We start from the raw sequence: 20330 nt of genomic DNA, 5'->3' as shown, positions 1-20330 counted from the left end.
GGTTCATGGACAACGAAGAGAAGCTTCGGCACTTCCTCAAGCGCGTCACCGTGGAGCTGCAGGAGACCCGCGAAAAGCTGCGCGAAGCCGAGACGGCGGACCAGGAGCCGATCGCGATCGTCGGCCTGGGCTGCCGCTTCCCAGGCGGGGCTTCGAGTCCCGAGGCCCTGTGGGAGCTGCTGTCCGGGGGCCGCGACGCGATCACCGAGTTCCCGGACGACCGCGGCTGGGACGTCGACCGGCTGCACGACGCCGACGGCACCACGCGCGGCACGTCGTATGTGCGCCACGGCGGGTTCCTGCACGACGCGGGGGACTTCGACCCTGCGTTCTTCGGCATCTCGCCGCGCGAAGCGCTGGTCATGGACCCGCAGCAGCGGCTGATGCTGGAGATCTCCTGGGAGGCGATCGAGCGCGCCGGGATCGACCCGGCCGCGCTGCGCGGCTCGTCGACCGGCGTGTTCACCGGCACGAACTTCCAGGACTACATCCACCTCGCGGCCAGCGCGGCCGAAGGCGCCGAGGACTACCTGTCCACGGCGAACGCCTCCAGCGTGCTGTCCGGGCGCGTCGCCTACGCGCTCGGCCTGGAAGGCCCCGCGATCACCGTCGACACCGCGTGCTCGGCGTCGCTGGTCGCGATGCACCTGGCCGCGCACGCGCTGCGCCGCGGCGACTGCTCGCTGGCCCTGGCCGGCGGCGCGACGATCATGGCCACCCCGACGTTGTTCATCGCCTTCAGCCGCCAGCGCGGCCTCGCACCCGACGGCCGCTGCCGCTCGTTCGCCGCCGGCGCCGAGGGCACCGGCTGGGGTGAGGGCGCCGGCGTCCTCGTCCTGGAACGGCTGTCCGACGCCGAACGCAACGGCCACCGCATCCTCGCCGTCATGCGGGGGAGCGCGGTCAACCAGGACGGCGCGTCCAACGGCCTCACCGCCCCGAGCGGCCCGGCGCAGGAACGCGTGATCCGGGCGGCGCTCGCCGGCGCCGGGCTCACCCCGGCCGACGTCGACGCCGTCGAGGCCCACGGCACCGGCACCACCCTCGGCGACCCGATCGAGGCCCGCGCCCTGGCCGCGACCTACGGGCGCGACCGCACCGGCGAGCCGCTGTGGCTCGGTTCGGTGAAGTCGAACCTGGGTCACACCCAGGCCGCCGCCGGCGTCGCCGGCGTGCTGAAGATGGTGCTCGCCCTGCAGCACGGCGTGCTGCCCGAGACCCTCGGCGTCGACGCGCCGACCCCGGCCCTCGACTGGGACTCCAGCGGTCTGGCCCTGGTCACCGGCACCCGCGCGTGGCCGGAGACCGGCCGCCCGCGCCGGGCGGGCGTCTCGTCGTTCGGCCTCAGCGGCACGAACGCCCACATCATCCTGGAGCAGGCCCCGGCGATCCCCGAGCGGGAGTCCTCGCCGGACGTCCGCGTCCCGGGCGTGCTGAACTGGCCCCTGGCGGGCAAGAACGCGGCCGGGCTGCGCGCCCAGGCCGCGCGTCTGCTGTCCTTTGTGGATGGAGAGGTCGCGCCACTGGACCTGGCGTACTCGCTCGGCACCACCCGGGCCGCGCTGCCGCACCGCGCGGTCGTCACCGGCGCCGGGCTCGACGACCTCCGCCAAGGTCTGGCCGCCCTCGCCGCCGGGAACGGCACCACCGGTGTCGCCGCCGCAGGCGCCGTCGCGTTCCTGTTCACCGGCCAAGGCGCCCAGCGCGTAGGCATGGGAACCGAGCTGTACCAGGCGTTCCCGGTGTTCGCCGAGGCCTGGGACGCCGCGTGCGCGCACCTCGACCCGGCACTCACCGACGTCGTCCGCGGCGCCGGAAACCTCGACGACACCCAGTACGCGCAGGCCGCCCTGTTCGCGCTGGAAGTCGCGTTGTTCCGGCTCGCCGAGTCGTGGGGCCTGCGCCCGGACTACCTGCTCGGCCACTCCGTCGGCGAGATCGCCGCCGCGCACGTCGCCGGCGTGTTCTCCCTCGAGGACGCCGGTGCGCTCGTCTCGGCCCGCGGCCGGCTCATGCAGGCGCTGCCCGCCGGCGGCGCGATGCTCGCCGCCGAGATCCCCGAGGCCGAAGCCCTCGAACTGCTCGCCGGTCGTGAAGCCTCGGTCTCGCTGGCGGCCATCAACGGCCCGGACTCCGTCGTGCTCTCCGGTGATGAGACGGCGATCGACGAGCTCGCCGCCGAGCTGACCGCGCGCGGCCGCCGGACCAAGCGGCTGCGCGTCAGCCACGCCTTCCACTCGCCACTGATGGAGCCGATGCTCGGCGAGTTCGCCGCGGTAGCTCGGGGGATCACCTACGGCGAGGCGCGCATCCCGGTCGTCTCGAACCGCACGGGCCGCGTCGCGACGCCGGGTGAGCTGCAGGACCCGGCGTACTGGGTTTCGCACGTCCGCGAAGCCGTCCGCTTCGGCGACGGTGTCCGGTGGCTGGCCGAACGCGACGTCACCCGGTTCGTCGAACTCGGGCCGGACGGCGTGCTCAGCGCGATGGCCCAGCAGACCGTGAGCGACGACGTCCGCTGCGTCCCGCTGCTGCGGTCCGGCCGGCCGGAGGAGCAGACCGTCGCCACGGCGGTCGCGGCGCTGCACGTCGCCGGGGTTCCCGTGGACTGGGCCGGGTTCTACGCCGGCACCGGCGCCGAGCGGATGGACCTGCCGACCTACGCGTTCCAGCACGAGCGTTACTGGCCCGAGGCGACGCCGCCGGGCGCGGCGGCCACCGACCCGGCCGGTCTCGGCCTCACCGCGGCCGGGCACCCGCTGCTCGGCACCGCGATCGGCCTGGCCGACGGCGAGGGGTACCTGTTCACCGGCCGGCTCACCGCGGCGGCCACGCCGTGGCTCGCCGACCACGTCATCATGGGCTCGATCCTGTTGCCGGGCACGGCGTTCCTGGAGCTGGCCGTGCGCGCCGGCGACAGCGTCGGCTGCCCGCAGGTCGCCGAACTGACCCTCGAAGCGCCGCTGGTCGTGCCGGAGCGTGGCGGGGTGCGGCTGCAGCTGATCGTCGGCGCGGCCGACCACGCCGGCCGCCGCCCGATCACCGTCCACTCGCGACTCGACGACGAACCCGAGGACACGGCCTGGGAGCGCCACGCCAGCGGCGTCCTGGCTCCGGGGGAGCCGGTCACGGTCCCGGCCGCGGAGGCCTGGCCGCCCGCCGGCGCCGACGAGATCGACATCACCGGCTTCTACGACGGCCTCGCCTCCGTCGGGTTCGGCTACGGGCCGGCGTTCCAGGGCCTGGAGCGCGTGTGGCGCCGCGGCGACGAGGTGTTCGCCGAAGTCTCGCGTCCGCGTCAGGCGACCGCCGCCGACTCCTACGGCCTGCACCCCGCGCTGCTCGACGCCGCCCTGCACGCGCTCGGCGCGGCGGGCCGGGCCGAGGACGCGGACCGCCTGCTGCCCTTCGCGTGGTCCGGCGTCACCCTGCACGCCGCCGGCGCGTCCGCGCTGCGCGTCCGGATCGACGCGACCAACCCGGTTTCGGTCTCCCTGAACGTCTCCGACGCCGCCGGCGAGCCCGTGGCGACGGTGGATTCCCTTGCCCTGCGCCCGGTTTCCACGAACACCGGACGCAAGGCACGCCACGAATCGCTCTTCACGGTCGAGTGGGTCCCGGTCCCGGCCGGTGCGGCCCCCGCCGTCGCGGACTGGCCCGCGCTCGGCGCCGACTTCGGCCCGGAGATCCCGGCGCACGTCCGCTACACCCCGGTCGTCCCGGACGGCGAAACTCCCAGTGCGGTCCGGGAAGCCGTCCACACGGCCCTGAGCACCGTCCAGGACTGGCTGGCCGACGAGCGGTTCGCCCGCTCCCGGCTGGTCGTCGTGACCCACGGCGACCTCGTCACGGCACCGCTGTGGGGTCTGCTGGGCTCGGCCCAGGCCGAGCAGCCGGACCGGATCACCCTGGTCGAGCTGGACGACGACCCCGCGTCCGCGGAGCTGCTGAGCGCGGCCGTTGCGCTGGGCGAGCCCAAGATCGCCATCCGCGAAGGAAAGCTGTGCGTGCCCCGGCTCGCGCGGGCCGCCGTCACCGCCGATGCGACGCCGGTGTTCGACGAGACGTCGACGGTGCTCGTCACCGGTGGCCTCGGCGGGCTCGGCGGCCAGGTCGCCCGGCACCTCGTCACCGAACACGGCGTCCGCCGGCTGCTGCTGCTCGGCCGCCGCGGCCCGGACACCCCGGGCGCCGACCGCCTCTGCGCCGACCTCGCCGAGCTGGGCGCCGACGCCACGGCGCTCGCCTGCGACGTCGCCGACCGCGACGCTCTGACCTCGGTCTTCGCCGACCACGAGATCACCGCCGTCGTGCACACCGCGGGTGTCCTCGCCGACGCGACCTTCCCGTCGCTCACCGGCGAGCAGGTCGACGCCGTCCTGCGGCCCAAGGTCGACGCCGCCTGGCACCTCCACGAACTGACCGCCGACCGCCCCGGCGTCACGGCGTTCGTGCTCTTCTCGTCCGTCGCCGGGGTCTTCGGCGCGGCCGGGCAGGGCAACTACGCCGCCGCCAACGCCTTCCTCGACGCCCTCGCCGACCACCGCCGCACACAAGGACTTCCGGCCGTCTCGCTGGCCTGGGGCGCGTGGGCGCCCTGGGAGTCCGAGGGCGGCAATCTCGGCATGGCCGGCACCCTCGCGGACGCCGACATCGAGCGGATGACCCGCGCCGGCACGCCCCCGCTCGCCCTCGACCAGGCGCTGAGCCTGTTCGACGCCGCGCTCGGCGCCGACGACGCCCTGCTCGCCCCGGTCCGCCTCGACCTCGACACGCTCTCGGCCGCGCCCGAGGTCCCGCCGCTGCTGCGACGCCTGGTCCGCGGCTCGGCGCGACGCCGCCCGAAGGCCGACTCGGGCCTCACCGCCCGGCTCGCCGCACTGGCCCCGGCCGACCGGCAGCGCGCGCTCGTCGACCTGGTGCGCACGCACGTCGTCGGCCTGCTCGGGTACAGCTCGATCAGCCAGGTCGAGCCCGCCCAGTCGTTCGCCGACCTCGGTTTCGACTCGCTGTCGGCGGTCGAGCTGCGCAACGCCGTGCAGGCCGAGACCGGCCTGCGGCTACCCGCGACACTCGTCTTCGACTACCCGACCGTCCTCGCCCTGGCCCGCCACCTGCACGACGAACTCGTCGGCTCGCTCGGCTCCCTGGATGCCGTCGACCGGGCACCGGTGCGTACCGCGGCCGCCGTCGAGTCCGACCCCGTCGTCATCGTCTCGATGGGCTGCCGCTACCCGGGCGGCATCACGTCCCCGGACGAGCTGTGGGACTTCGTCGTCGGCGACGGCGACGGCATCTCGCGCTTCCCCGGCGACCGCGGCTGGCCCGTCGACGCCATCTACCACCCCGACCCCGACCACGCGGGCACCAGCTACACCCGCGACGGCGGCTTCCTCGACGACGTCGCGGGCTTCGACCCCGGCTTCTTCGGCATCTCGCCGCGTGAAGCCCTCGCGATGGACCCGCAGCAGCGCCAGCTGCTGGAGACGTCGTGGGAGGCCCTGGAACGCGCCGGGATCCGGCCGGGCACCCTGCGCGGCAGCCGCACGGGCGTCTACGCCGGGATCATGTACCACGACTACCTCGGCGCGAACGTCGAGTTCCCGGCCGACTCGCTCGGTTACCTCGGCACCGGCAACGCGGGCAGCGTGCTGTCCGGCCGCATCTCCTACGTCTTCGGGCTGGAAGGCCCGTCGGTCACCGTCGACACCGCGTGCTCGTCTTCGCTGGTCGCGCTGCACATGGCGGCGACCGCCCTGCAACGCGGCGAGTGCGAGCTGGCCCTGGCCGGCGGCGTCACCGTGATGGCCACGCCCGGCACGTTCATCGACTTCAGCCGCCAGCGCGGCCTCGCCGCCGACGGCCGCTGCAAGTCCTACGCGGACAGTGCCGACGGCGTCGGCTGGTCCGAGGGCGTCGGCGTCCTCGTGCTGGAGCGGCTGTCCGACGCACGCCGCAACGGTCACCCCGTGCTCGCCGTGGTCCGCGGCTCCGCGGTCAACTCCGACGGCGCGTCCAACGGCCTCACCGCCCCGAACGGCCCGTCGCAGCAGCGGGTCATCCGCCAGGCGCTCGGCGCCGCCGGGCTGACACCGTCCGAAGTGGACGTCGTCGAAGGCCACGGCACCGGCACCACCCTCGGCGACCCGATCGAAGCGCAGGCGCTGCTGGCCACCTACGGCCAGGAACGCGACGAGTTCCAGCCGCTGCTGCTCGGCTCGGTCAAGTCGAACCTCGGCCACACCCAGGCCGCCGCCGGCGTCGCGGGCGTGATCAAGTCCGTGCTCGCCATGCGCGCCGGGATCGTCCCGAAGAGCCTGCACATCGACGCGCCGTCGTCCCACGTGGACTGGACCGCCGGCGACATCCAGCTCGTGACCGACACCCGGCCGTGGCCGGAAACCGGCCGCCCACGGCGGGCCGCCGTGTCGTCGTTCGGCATCAGCGGCACCAACGCCCACGTCGTGCTGGAGCAGGCCCCGGCCGCCGAACCGGCACCCGTGGTGACCCGGGACGACCGGCCCGCGCCGTGGCTGCTGGCCGCCCGGACCCCGGAAGCCCTGCGCGCCCAAGCCGAACGGCTCCTGACCGCGGTCGGCGACGCCGACGCCCGGGACGTCGCGTGGTCACTGGCCACCACCCGCACCGCGTTCGAGTACCGCGCGGTGCTCACCGGCGACCCGGTCGCCGCGCTCACCGCCCTCGCGGCGGGGGAGGACGTGCCACTTCCGGCCACCCCGGGCGCGCGGACCGCGTTCCTGTTCACCGGCCAGGGCGCGCAGCGCGCCGGGGCCGGGCGTGAGCTGTACGAGCGGTTCCCGGCGTTCGCCGCCGCCCTCGACGACGTCTGCGCGCACCTCGACCCGGAACTCGGGTTCTCCTTGCGGGAGCGCATGTTCGACGCCGACGCGTCGCTCGAACCGACGGACGTCGCGCAACCCGCGCTGTTCGCGATCGAGGTCGCGCTGTACCGCCTGCTGCGTTCCTGGGGCGTCACGCCGGACCTGCTGCTCGGCCACTCGATCGGCGAGCTGGCCGCCGCGCACGTCGCCGGGGTCTTCTCCCTCGCCGACGCGTCCCGCCTGGTGGCGGCGCGCGGCCGTTTGATGGCCGCGCTGCCCGCGACCGGTGCGATGGTCGCGATCAACGCGACCGAAGAGGCGGTCGCCGGGGCGATCGAAGGCCGCGCCGGAGTGTCGATCGCCGCGGTCAACGGGCCGGAGTCGGTCGTCCTGTCGGGCGACGAGGACGCCGTCACGGAGATCACCGCGACCTTCGTCGAGGCCGGCCACCGGACCAGCCGGCTCAAGGTCAGCCACGCGTTCCACTCGCCGCTGATGGACCCGATGCTCGACGACTTCCGCGCGATCGCGGAGACGATCGAGTACGCCCCGGCCGAGGTGCCGGTGGTGTCGAACCTGACCGGCGCGATCGCCGGCGACGAGCTGGGCACCGCCGACTACTGGGTGCGTCACGTCCGCGAGGCCGTCCGGTTCGCCGACGGCGTCGCGGCCCTGGTCGCCGACGGCGTCACGGCGTTCCTCGAGGTCGGCCCGGCCGGCGTGCTCAGCGCCATGGCCGCTGCCGTCCTGCCTGCCGAAGCCGTCGCGGTCCCGGCCCTGCGCCGCGACCGCGAGGACATCGAGACGGTCGTCGACGCGCTCAGCGCGCTCCACCGGCACGGCGTCGACGTCGACTGGGACGCCTACTTCGTCGGCGGCCACCAGCTCGCCCTGCCCACCTACGCCTTCCAGCACGAACGCTTCTGGCCGCGGATGGCCGTGCTGCCCGGCGACGTCGGCGCGATCGGCCTCGGCGCCGTCGCCCACCCGCTGCTCGGCGGCGGCATCGAGCTGCCCGAGTCGGGCGGCTTCCTGTTCACCGCCCGGGTTTCGCTCGCCACCCACCCGTGGCTGGCCGGGCACCGCATCGCCGGTTCCGTCCTGCTGCCCGGCACCGCGCTGCTCGAACTCGCGGTCTGCGCGGGCGACCAGCTCGGCTGCCCGGGCGTCGGCGAGCTGACCCTGGAAGCACCGCTGGTGCTGGCCGACGAGACCGGCACCCACGTCCAGGTCGCCGTCGGCCCGCCCGACGAGGCGGGCGACCGGCCGGTCACCGTCTACTCGCGCCGCGAAGACGCCATCGACCAGCCGTGGACCCGGCACGCGAGCGGCACCCTGCTGGGCACCGCCGAACCCGCGCCGGAACCGGTCGGCCGCCCCGGCAACGCGGACGAAGTGGACCTGACCGCGCTGTACGACGGCTTCGCCGACCAGGGCTTCGAGTACGGCCCGGCCTTCCGCGGCCTGACCGCCGCGTGGCGGCACGGCGAAGACGTCTACGCCGAAGTCCGGCTACCCGAGGACGAGCACGCCGACGCGGCGTCGTTCGGGCTGCACCCCGCGCTGCTCGACGCCTGCCTGCACGCGACGTCGTTCAGCACCGCCGTCCGGCCCGGTTCGCTGCCGTTCGCGTGGGAAGGCGTCTCCGTGCACGCGGCCGGCGCGACCTCGGTGCTCGTGCGGGTCTCGCCCGCCGGGGATGACGCGGTTGCCTTGCAGGTCACCGACTTCGACGGGACCCCCGTCGCGTCCGTGCGCTCGCTGGTGCTGCGGCCGCTGCCGTCCGGCGCGGTCGACAACACCGCCGACCGGGACTCCCTGTTCCAGCTCGACTGGATCCCGTTCACCCCGGGCGCTCCCGAGACCGGCGCGGTCGCCGTCGCGGGTGTCGACCAGCTCGGCGTCGCCGGGGTCTTCCCGGACGCGGCGCGCGTCTCCGGTCTGCTCGCGTTCGACGGCGACGTCCCGCCGTTCGTCGTGTATCCGGTCGCCGGCGACGAGAATGCTGAGGTCGTCCAGGAAACGCACGAACTGACCACGCACGTCCTGGCCCTGCTGCAGGACTGGCTGGCCGACGAGCGGTTCACCGCGGCGCGGCTGGTGCTCGTCACCCGCGGCGCGACGACCGGGGCCGACCTGCCCGCGGCCGCCGTCTGGGGCCTCGCCCGCACCGCCCAGGTCGAGCACCCGGGCCGGATCGTGCTCGTCGACCTCGACGGCACGGCCGAGTCCCTGGCCGCGCTGCCCTCGGCCCTCGGCGCAGGCGAACCGCAGGTCACGCTGGTCGACGGCGACCTGCGCGCGGCCCGCCTCACCCGCGCGGAGCCGAGCTTTCCCTATGAAAGTGCGACGGCCTCACACGAACTTAACGGCTTGGGGGACCCCGACGGCACCGTTCTGATCACCGGTGGCACCGGTGGTCTCGGCGGGCTGCTGGCCCGCCACCTGGTCACCGAGCGCGGCGCCCGGCACTTGCTGCTCGTCAGCCGCCGTGGCCTGGCCGCCGACGGCGCTCCCGAACTGGTCGCCGACCTCACCGAGGCCGGCGCCGACGTCGAGGTGCGGTCCTGCGACATCGCCGACCGCGACGCGCTGCGAGCCCTCCTGGAAGGGATCCCGGCCGAGCACCCGCTGACCGCCGTCGTGCAGACCGCCGGGGTGCTCGACGACGGCGTCCTCGGGTCGCTGACCCCCGAGCGGCTCGCGACCGTGCTGCGCCCCAAGGTGGACGCGGCCTGGAACCTGCACGAGCTGACCCGCGACCTCGACCTCGCCGCGTTCGTCTCCTTCTCGTCGGTCGCCGGCACCTTCGGTGGCGCCGGGCAGGCCAACTACGCCGCCGCCAACGCGTTCCTGGACGCGCTCGCCCTGCGCCGCACCGGCGAAGGACGTCCGGCGCAGTCGCTGGGCTGGGGCCCGTGGGCCGCCGCGACCGGGATGACCCGGGCCCTGAGCGACGCCGACATCGAGCGGATGGCCCGGCTCGGCATGCCGGTGCTGCAGCCGGAGCAGAGCATCCGGCTGTTCGACCGCGCGCTGAGCACCGACCGCGCCGTGCTGCTGCCGGTGCGCCTCGACCTGCCGGTGATCCGGACCCAGCCGGAGATCCCGCCGCTGCTGCGCGGCCTGGTGCGGGTCTCCGGGCGCCGTCTCGCCGGCGGCGGACCGGCCGCCGCGGGCCTGGTGCGCCGCCTGGCCGGGCTGAGCGAACACGAGCGGGCCGAGGCCGTGCTCGACCTCGTGCGCGGCCAGGTCGCCCTGGTGCTCGGGCACGCCGACGCCGCCGCGATCCCGGCCGCGAAGACGTTCCAGGAGCTCGGGTTCGACTCCCTGACCGCCGTCGACCTGCGCAACAAGCTGACCGCCGCGTCCGGCGTCGCGCTGCCGGCCACGACCGTCTTCGACTACCCGACGATGACCGCGCTGGCCCGGCACCTGACCGGCCAGCTGGCCGGCGCGGACGACGACCACCAGGACGCCACACCCGCCGTGGCGGCCACGCTCGACGAGCCGATCGCGATCGTCGCGATGAGCTGCCGCTACCCGGGTGGCGTCACCACGCCCGAGCAGCTGTGGGAGCTGGTCACCGGCGGTACCGACGCCATCACGGAGTTCCCGTCCGACCGCGGCTGGGACGTCGACTCCCTCTACGACCCCGACCCGGACCACCCCGGCACGTCCTACACGCGCCACGGCGGGTTCCTGCACGACGCCGCCGAGTTCGACGCCGCGTTCTTCGGGATGAGCCCGCGCGAAGCCGTCGCCACCGACACCCAGCAGCGGCTGCTGCTGGAGGTTTCGTGGGAGGCGATCGAGCGGGCCGGCATCGACCCGCGCGTCCTGCGCGGCAGCCGGACCGGCGTGTTCGCCGGCGTGATGTACAACGACTACAACAGCCTCGTCTCCGGCGGCGACCTCGAGGCCTACCAGGGCAACGGCAGCGCGGGCAGCGTCGCCTCCGGCCGCGTCTCGTACGTGCTGGGCCTCGAAGGTCCCGCCGTCACCGTGGACACGGCGTGCTCCTCGTCGCTGGTCGCGCTGCACTGGGCGGCGCAGGCGCTGCGTTCCGGCGAGTGCACGCTCGCCCTCGCCGGCGGCGTCACCGTGATGTCCACCCCGGGCACGTTCGTCGGCTTCTCCCGCCAGCGCGGCCTCTCCGCCGACGGCCGCTGCAAGTCCTTCTCGGACGACGCCGACGGCGTCGGCTGGTCCGAGGGCGCCGGCATGCTGCTGCTGGAGCGCCTGTCCGACGCGCGCCGCAACGGCCACCCCGTGCTCGCCGTGGTGAAGGGTTCGGCGGTCAACTCCGACGGCGCGTCCAACGGCCTCACCGCCCCGAACGGCCCGTCGCAGCAACGCGTGATCCGCCAGGCCCTCGCGGCGTCCGGACTGTCCACTTCGGACGTCGACGTCGTCGAAGGCCACGGCACCGGCACCACGCTGGGCGACCCGATCGAGGCCCAGGCGCTGCTCGCGACCTACGGCCGCGACCGGGAAACCCCGCTGCTGCTGGGATCCGTCAAGTCCAACATCGGCCACACCCAGGCCGCCGCCGGCGTCGCCGGGATCATCAAGATGGTCGAGGCGCTGCGGCACGGCGTCGTCCCGCCGAGCCTGCACGCCGGCGAGGTGTCCACGCACGTCGACTGGGCCGCCGGCGACGTCGAGGTCGTCACCGGGAACCGCCCCTGGCCGGAGACCGGCCGGGCGCGCCGCGCGGCGGTGTCGTCGTTCGGCATCAGCGGCACCAACGCCCACACGATCATCGAGCAGGCCCCGGACACGAACCTGCCGGACGCGCCGCCGGACGCCGGGGTCGTGCCGTGGCCGCTGTCCGCGTTCACCGAACCCGCGCTGCGGGCGCAGGCCGCCCGGCTCGCCGAGCACGTCGCCGACGTGAACCGCGTCGACGCGGGCTACAGCCTCGCGACCGGCCGGACCGCGTTCGACCAGCGCGCGGTGGTGCTGTCCGAGCACCGCGGCGAACTCACTGCCGCGCTCGAAGCTCTGGCCGCGGGGGAGCCGCACCCGGCCGTCGTCACCGGCCAGGCGGACGAGACGGCGAAGCTCGCCGCCCTGTTCGCCGGGCAGGGCGCCCAGCGCCTCGGCATGGGCCGCCGGCTCTACGCCCGCTACCCCGCGTTCGCCCAGGCCTGGGACGCGGTCGTCGAACTGCTGCCCGGCGACTGGGCCGGCATCGTCTGGGGCGAGGACTCCCGCGCACTGGCCGGCACCGCCTCCGCGCAGCCCGCGTTGTTCGCGCTCGAAGTGGCGCTCTACCGGCTCTTCGAGTCGTGGGGTGTACGGCCGGACTACGTGCTCGGGCATTCGGTGGGGGAGATCGCGGCCGCGCACGTCGCGGGTGTGCTGTCCCTGGCCGACGCCTGCACGCTGGTCGGTGCCCGCGCTTCGCTGATGGGCGCGCTGCCGGCCGGCGGCGCGATGGTGTCCGTGCGGGCTACCGAAGAAGAAGTGCGCCCGCTCTTGGGCGAGGACGTCGCCATCGCGGCGGTCAACGGCCCCGAAGCCGTCGTGCTCGCGGGCGTCGAGGACGCCGTGCTGGCCGTCGCCGCGCAGTTCGAGAAGACGACGCGGCTGAAGGTGAGTCACGCGTTCCACTCGCCGCTGATGGACCCGATGCTCGACGAGTTCCGCGCGGTGGCCGAGTCGCTGACCTACGCGTCGCCGCAGATCCCGCTGATGTCGACGGTGACCGGCGAGCTGCTGGACGCCGTCGGCCCGGACCACTGGGTCGACAACGTCCGCCGCACGGTCCGCTTCGCCGACGGCGTCACGGCCCTGCACGGGCGCGGCGTCCGCGTCTTCGCCGAGTTCGGCCCGGACGGCGTCCTGTCGGCGATGACCGCCGGGACCCTCCCGTCCGACACCGTCACGGTCCCGTTGCTGCGCAAGGAAACCCCGGAACCGCGAGCCGCGCTCGCCGGGCTCGGTGGCCTGCACGTCACCGGCGTCCGGGTCGACTGGGCCGCGGTGCTGGCCGGTGGCCGGCGCACCGCACTGCCGACGTACGCGTTCCAGCGGGAACGTTTCTGGCCGAAGGGCGGCGCGACCCCACGCGGTGACGCCACGGCCGCGGGCCTCGGCGTCGGCGGGCACCCGATGGTCGGCGCCGTGGTGCGCCCGGCCGGTTCGGGCGAGATCCTGCTGACCAGCCGCCTGTCCGTGTCCGGGCACCCGTGGCTGGCCGGGCACGTCGTCGGCGGCAGCGTGGTGCTGCCCGGCACGGTCTTCGCCGAACTCGCCCTGCGCGCCGGCGACGAAGCCGGCACGCCGTGCCTCGAAGAACTCACCCTCACCGCGCCCCTGGTCCTGCCCGAGCGTGGCGGCGTCCAGGTGCAGCTGCGCGTGGCCGAGCCGGGCGCCGACGGACGTCGCGCGCTCACCGTCCACTCGCGACCGGAGGCCGCCGACGACCTGGCGTGGATCCAGCACGCCACGGGCGTGTTCGGGCCCGCACGCCCGGCGACGGCGTTCGACGCGGGGGAGTGGCCGCCCGCCGGCGCCGTCGAGGTCGGCCTCGACGGCCACTACGAGCGCCTCACCGACGCCGGTCTGGCCTACACCGGAGCGTTCCGCGGCCTGACCGCCGCGTGGCAGCTCGGCGACGACGTCTTCGCCGACGTCGCGCTCCCGAGAGACGAGGCAGGGGAGGCGGGCGCGTTCGGCCTGCACCCGGCCCTGTTCGACGCCTGCCTGCACGCGATCGGCCTGCTGGGCACCGAAAGCGGCGCCGCCGAGCTGCCGTTCGCCTGGGAAGGCGTCCAGCTGCACGCGACCGGCGCGGCGAACGTCCGGGTCCGGATCTCCCGGTCCGGCGCTGGCGTCGCGATCGCCGTCGCCGACCCGGCCGGGCAGCCGGTCGCGGAGGCCGCGTCGCTGCGGCTGCGCCCGCTGACCGCGTCCCGTCCCGGCCCGGTGGGCCAGGAACACCTGTACCGGCTCACCTGGACCCCGCTGGCCGCGGAGCCGTCCGGCTTCGCCACGGCCGGTGTGCTGGGCGACACGACAGAACTCCTGACCACCGCCGGAATCGAGACGGTCTTCGCCGACGTCGAAGCGGCGGCCGCGGCCGCACCGAACCTGGTCGTCCTTCCGCTTCTGGACCAGCTGCACGACAACGCGGCCGAGTCGGCCCGGGCCCTGACGTCCCGCACTCTCGAACTCCTCCAGGAATGGCTGGCCGAAGATCGGCTGCGGGACACCCGGCTCGTCGTCCTCACCCGCGGGGCCACCGACGGCGACCCCGCCGCGGCGGCCGTCTGGGGTCTCGTGCGCTCGGCCCAGGCCGAGCACCCGGGCCGCGTCACGCTGGTCGACCTCGCCGACGACACAACCGGCCTGGCCGCTGCCCTCGCCACGGACGAACCCCAGGTCGTCCTGCGCAACGGTCAGGTGCACGGTGGCCGTCTCGCCCGCGTCGCCGTGGCCGAAGCCGACGCTTTCGGCGACCCCGACGGGACCGTCCTGATCACCGGCGGCACCGGGGGACTGGGCGCTCTGTTCGCCCGGCACCTGGCCTCCGAGCACGGCATGCGCCGCCTGCTGCTGGTCAGCCGCAGCGGCGGCGACGTCGACGAGGTCACCGCGCTGATCGCCGAACTCGCCGCGCACGGCACCGAAGCGACCGTCGCCGCGTGCGACGTCGCCGACCGCGACGCCCTCGCCACGCTGCTCGCCGGCATCCCGGCCGAGCAGCCGCTGACCGCGGTCGTGCACAGCGCGGGTGTCGTCGACGACGGCGTCCTCGACTCGCTGACCGCCGAGCGCTTCGACCGCGTGCTGCGGCCGAAGGCCCAGGGCGCGTGGAACCTGCACGAGCTGACCAAGGACCTCGGCCTGACGTCGTTCGTGGTCTTCTCCTCGGTCGCCGGCACGGTCGGCACCGCGGGCCAGGCGAACTACGCCGCGGCGAACGCGTTCCTCGACGCGCTCGCCCGCCGTCGCCACGCAGAAGGCCTGCCTGCCACCTCGCTCGCCTGGGGCCCGTGGGCCGCCGGCAGCGGCATGACGAGCGCGCTGACCGAAGCCGACCTCGCCCGGATGGCCCGCGCCGGCACCCCGGCCATCCCGGCCGAGCTGGGCACGCGGCTGTTCGACGCGGCCCTGGCCGCGGGCGTGCCCGACCTGGCGCCGGTCCACCTCGACCTGCCCGTGCTGCGGGCCATGGGCGAGGTCCCGCCGATCCTGCGCGGCCTGATCCGCGTCCCGCTGCGCCGGTCCGCCGCCGCGGCGGGTGGTGAGGCCGCGGTCGGTCTCGTCCGCCGCCTCGGCGCGCTCGACGAGGCCGGGCGCGTCCGGGCCCTGCGCGAGCTGATCACCGCGCAGGTCGCCCAGGTCCTCGGGCACGCCGACACCGGCGGGCTCGACGCGGATCAGACGTTCCAGCAGCTCGGCTTCGACTCCCTGACCGCCCTCGAGCTGCGCAACCGGCTCGACGGCGCGACCGGCGTCCGGCTCAGTGCCACCGCGGTGTTCGACTACCCGACCATCGCCGCGCTCGGCGGGCACCTCCTCGAAGCCCTGCTCGGCTCCGGCGCGGTGACCGACGAAACCGCCGTGCCCGCCGCGGTGGCCGGCGACCCGATCGTCATCGTCGGCATGAGCTGCCGGTTCCCGGGCGGGGTTTCCTCGCCCGAAGACCTCTGGCAGCTGCTGACCGAGGAGCGGGACGCGATCACCGCGTTCCCGGCCAACCGCGGCTGGGACATCGCCTCGCTCTACCACCCGGACCCCGACAACCCCGGCACGACCTACACCCGCGAAGGCGGCTTCCTGCACAACGCGGGCGAGTTCGACCCGGAGTTCTTCGGGATGAACCCGCGCGAGGCGCTGGCCACCGACGCCCAGCAGCGGCTGCTGCTGGAGACCGGCTGGGAGGCCGTCGAGGGCGCCGGGATCGACCCGGCCACCCTGCGCGGCAGCCGCACGGGCGTGTTCGTCGGCGTGATGTACAACGACTACGGCCTGACGCTGAACCACCTGGCCGACACCGACGGCTACGAGAGCAACGGCAGCTCGCCGAGCGTCGCCTCCGGCCGGGTCGCCTACACCTTCGGCTTCGAAGGCCCGACCCTGACCGTCGACACGGCGTGCTCGTCGTCGCTGGTCACCCTGCACCTGGCCGCGCAGGCGCTGCGCAACGGCGAGTGCGGGCTGGCGCTGGCCGGCGGCGCGACCGTGATGGCCACGCCGGGCACGTTCGTCGGGTTCAGCCGCCAGCGCGGCCTCGCCACCGACGGCCGCTGCAAGGCGTTCTCCGACGACGCCGACGGCCTGGGCTTCGCCGAGGGCGTCGGGATGCTGCTGCTGGAGCGGATGTCCGACGCGCGGCGTAACGGCCACGAGATCCTCGCGGTCGTCCGCGGCTCGGCGATCAACTCCGACGGCGCGTCCAACGGCCTCACCGCGCCCAACGGACCCGCGCAGCAGCGGGTCATCCGCCAGGCGCTCGCCGCGGCCGGACTGTCCACTTCGGACATCGACGCGATCGAGGCGCACGGCACCGGCACCAAGCTCGGCGACCCGATCGAGGCGCAGGCGCTCATCGCGACCTACGGCCGCGACCGCGAGAACCCGCTGCCGATCGGCTCGGTCAAGTCCAACATCGGGCACACGCAGGCCGCCGCCGGCGTGGCCGGGATCATCAAGATGATCCTCGCCATGCGCCACGGCGTCCTCCCGCGCTCCCTGCACGCCGCCACCCCGTCGTCCCACGTGGACTGGCAGGACAGCGGCGTCGAGGTGCTGTCGCAGGCCCGGCCGTGGCCGGACGCCGGGCGGGTGCGCCGCGCGGCGGTGTCGTCCTTCGGCATCAGCGGCACCAACGCCCACACCGTGCTCGAAGCCGCCCCCGCGCCGGTGCCCGTGCCCGCGCCGGAGACGCCCCCGGCGATCGTGCCGTGGGTGCTCTCGGGCCGTACGTCGGCCGCGCTGCGCGGCCAGGCCGAACGGCTGCTGGCGCACCTGCCCGAGCACGCCGGCGCGGCCACCATCGGCCGCGCGCTGGCCGGCCGGTCGGCGTTCCCGCACCGGGCCGTCCTGGTCGGCGAGGACCGTGCGGGCCTGACGGCCGCACTCGCCGCCGTCGCCGCCGGTGAGGCCGCCCCGGACGTCGTGACCGGCCGCACCTTCGGCACCCGCGCCCCGGCGTTCGTGTTCCCGGGCCAGGGCTCGCAGTGGGCCGGGATGGCCCGCGACCTGCTGGCCGCGTCCCCGGTCTTCGCCGGGACGATGGCCGAGTGCGCCGCGGCGCTGTCCGAGTTCGTCGACTGGTCGCTGCTCGAAGTCCTGGAGGACGACGAGGCCTTGCAAGAGGTCGACATCGTCCAGCCCGCGCTGTGGGCGGTGATGGTGTCGCTGGCCGCGCTGTGGCGTGAGTTCGGCGTCGAGCCGGCCGCCGTGGTCGGGCACTCGCAGGGTGAGATCGCCGCGGCCTGTGTCGCCGGTGCCCTGAGCCTGTCCGACGGCGCCCGGGTAGTTGCCCTGCGCAGTCGCTTGATCCGGCAGAAGCTTGCCCGCACCGGTGTGATGCTGTCGGTGGTGGCGCCGGTCGACGACGTCCGCGAGCTGCTCGCCGACCTCGGTGACGAAGTCTCGATCGCCGCGGTCAACGGGCCGAAGCTGATCACCGTCTCCGGTGACGAAGGCGCGTTGACCGCGTTGGAGAAGCGCCTGTCGGCCGCCGGCATGATGCGCTGGCGCCTGGCCGGGGTGAACTTCGCCGCGCACTCGCCGCAGGTGGAACTGCTCGAGGACGACCTGCTGGAACAGCTGGCGCCGATCACGCCGCGCAGCAGCACCGTGCGGTTCTACTCGTCGGTGACCGGTGGGCTGCTGGACACCGCCGAGCTGGACGCCCGGTACTGGTACCGCAACATCCGCCAGACCGTGCTGTTCGGCGACGCGTCCGCCGCGATGGTGGCCGACGGGACCGCGGCGTTCATCGAGCCCAGCCCGAGCCCGGTGCTGAAGATGGCGCTGGAGCAGACCATGGACCCCACCGGCGAGCCGCTGGTGTTCCAGGAGACCCTGCGCACCGGCGAAGGTGACTGGCGCCGGATGGTGACCGCGGTCGCCGGGGCGCACGCCCAGGGCGTCACGATCGACTGGCGCGCCCACTTCGAGCGCGCCGGCGTCACCGCCGGTGTCCCGCTGCCGACGTACGCCTTCCAGCGCAAGAACTACTGGCCCGAGGCCCAGCCGAAGGCCGCGCCCGAGGCGGGGGAGAGCGCCGCCGACGCGCGGCTGTGGAGCACGGTCGCCGCCGCCGACGTCGACACCCTGGCTTCGGTGCTGGACGTCGACCGGACGGCGCTCGATTCGGTCCTGCCCGCGCTGACGTCCTGGCGGGAGAAGCTGCGCAGCGACGCCGCGATCGACCGCTGGTGGTACCGGATCGACTGGACGCCGCTCAAGGTGCCGGCGGAAGCGGCGGCGCCGAGCCGGTGGCTGGCCGTCGTCGCCGAGGGCACCGAGGACCAGCCGTGGGTCGGGCAGGTGCTCGGCGCGCTGCCCGGTGCCGTCACGGTCCTGCCGGTCGCCGAACCCGACCCGGTCGCCCTCGCGGCCCGGATCGACGCCCTGCCGGGCGAGTTCGACGGCGTCGTCTCACTGCTGGCCCTGCGTTCGGAACCGCTGCCGGGCGCGCCGACGGCCCCGGCCGGGATGACCCTCACCGCCGTCCTGGTCCAGGCGCTCATCAAGGAGTCCGACCGGTTCGCGGCCGGCGTCCGGCTGTGGTGCCTGACGCGCGAGGCGCTGGGCGTCGAGGACCATCCGGCGGCGGCGGACACCGTCGAACAGGCCGCCGTCTGGGGCTTCGGCCGCACCGTCGCCCTGGAGCTGTCCGCGGCTTGGGGCGGCATGGTCGACCTCACGGCCGAACCGAGTGAAGGCGACCTGAAGAACCTGCCGCTGGTGCTCACCGGGATCGACGGCGAGGACCAGGTGTGCCTGCGGTCCGGCCGGATCCTCGGCCGGCGGCTGCGCCGCACCACCGCGGCCGAGACCCCGGTGATCACCCCGGCCCTGGCCGGGCCCGGCACCGTCCTGATCACCGGCGGCACCGGCGCGCTCGGTTCGGAGACGGCGCGCTGGCTCGCCGACGCCGGCGTCAAGCGGCTGGTGCTGACCAGCCGCCGCGGCCCGGACGCGCCGGGCGCCGCCGAGCTCGTCGAGGAGCTGGCCGGGCGGGGCGCCGAGGCGTCCGTCGTGGCCTGCGACGTCGCCGAGCGCGACCAGCTCGCCGCGCTGCTCGACGCGATCCCGGACGAGCACCCGCTGCGGGGTGTCGTCCACTCCGCCGGGGTCCCGCAGGGCGGCGCTGACGTCGTCGCCCTGACCCTCGACGACGTCGAAGCCGTCCTCAAGTCCAAAGTGGCCGGAGCGCGGCTGCTCGACGAGCTCGTCGGGGACCGGGAGCTCGACTTCTTCGTGCTGTACTCGTCGGTCGCGGGCATGCTCGGCAGCGGCAAGCAGAGCGCCTACGCCGCGGCCAACGCCTACCTGAACGCGCTGGCCGAGGACCGGGTGCGCCGCGGGCTGCGCGGCACCTCGCTCGGCTGGGGGCTCTGGGGCGAGACCGGGATGGCGATGCAGGGCGACATGCTCGACCACATGCAGCGCCACGGCCTGGTCCCGCTGGCCCCGGCCGAGGCGATGACGGCGTTCGGCCGGGCCCTGGGCTTCCAGGGCTCCGTGCTGGCCGCGGACTTCGACTGGAACCGCTTCGCCCTGACGTTCACCCTGCCCCGCGAAAGCGCGCTGCTGCGCGAGCTGCCGGAGGTCCGGCAGGCACTCGGCGCGGACACGATCGTCGAACGCGACGCCGTCGTGGCCGAGGCGACCCTGCACGAGGAACTGGCCCACCTGGAGCCGGCGGAGCGGCGCGAGGCGCTGCTGACGCTGGTGCGGTCGGTGGCGGCCGAGCTGCTCGGTTACGGCGACGGGTCGGACATCGAGCCGTCGCAGGCGTTCCGGGAGATGGGCGTCGACTCGCTCGCCGCCGTCGAGGTCCGGAACGTGCTGGCCGAACGGACCGGCGTCCGGCTGCCGTCGACGCTGGTGTTCGACTACCCGACCGCGAACGCCATCGCCGGGCACCTCCACAGCGAGCTGTTCGGCGACCTCGACGACGGTCCCCTGTCCGAGGAGGAGACCCGCGTCCGGAAATTCCTGGCGGCGGTCTCGTTCGACCAGCTCCGCTCGCTGGGCCTGATGGACCTGCTGGTGGAGGCGGTCGACCGGTCGGAGCGGACCTACGACGAGGAATCCGCGGCGGAGACCGGCGACGACGGCGATATCGGCGACATGGATGCGGACGATCTCGTCCGCTTCGTGCTGGGCGGACAGGACTGAGAGCAGCGGGTCTAGGCCGGATGGCGGCCCCGGGGACGGGCAACAACTAGACGTTTCCGGGTCTGCCGTGCGGTTGACTCACTCGCCAAGAAGGACGTTCGCCCGCCGCCG

Annotated in this window: 1 protein-coding gene; it reads left to right on the top strand. The window is 74.7% G+C overall.

Annotated features, from left to right (window positions below):
* Positions 1–5: 5 nt before the first annotated feature.
* Positions 6–20219 (top strand): type I polyketide synthase, encoded by a 20214-nt coding sequence (locus OG494_RS13745; RefSeq protein ID WP_328455592.1) that lies wholly within the window; start codon positions 6–8, stop codon positions 20217–20219.
* Positions 20220–20330 lie beyond the last annotated feature (111 nt).

It is taken from the genome of Amycolatopsis sp. NBC_00438, from assembly GCF_036026695.1.
Lineage (GTDB): Bacteria > Actinomycetota > Actinomycetes > Mycobacteriales > Pseudonocardiaceae > Amycolatopsis.
The sequence above is the reverse complement of the archived record's forward strand: the minus strand, read 5'-3'. Positions and strand labels throughout refer to the sequence as shown.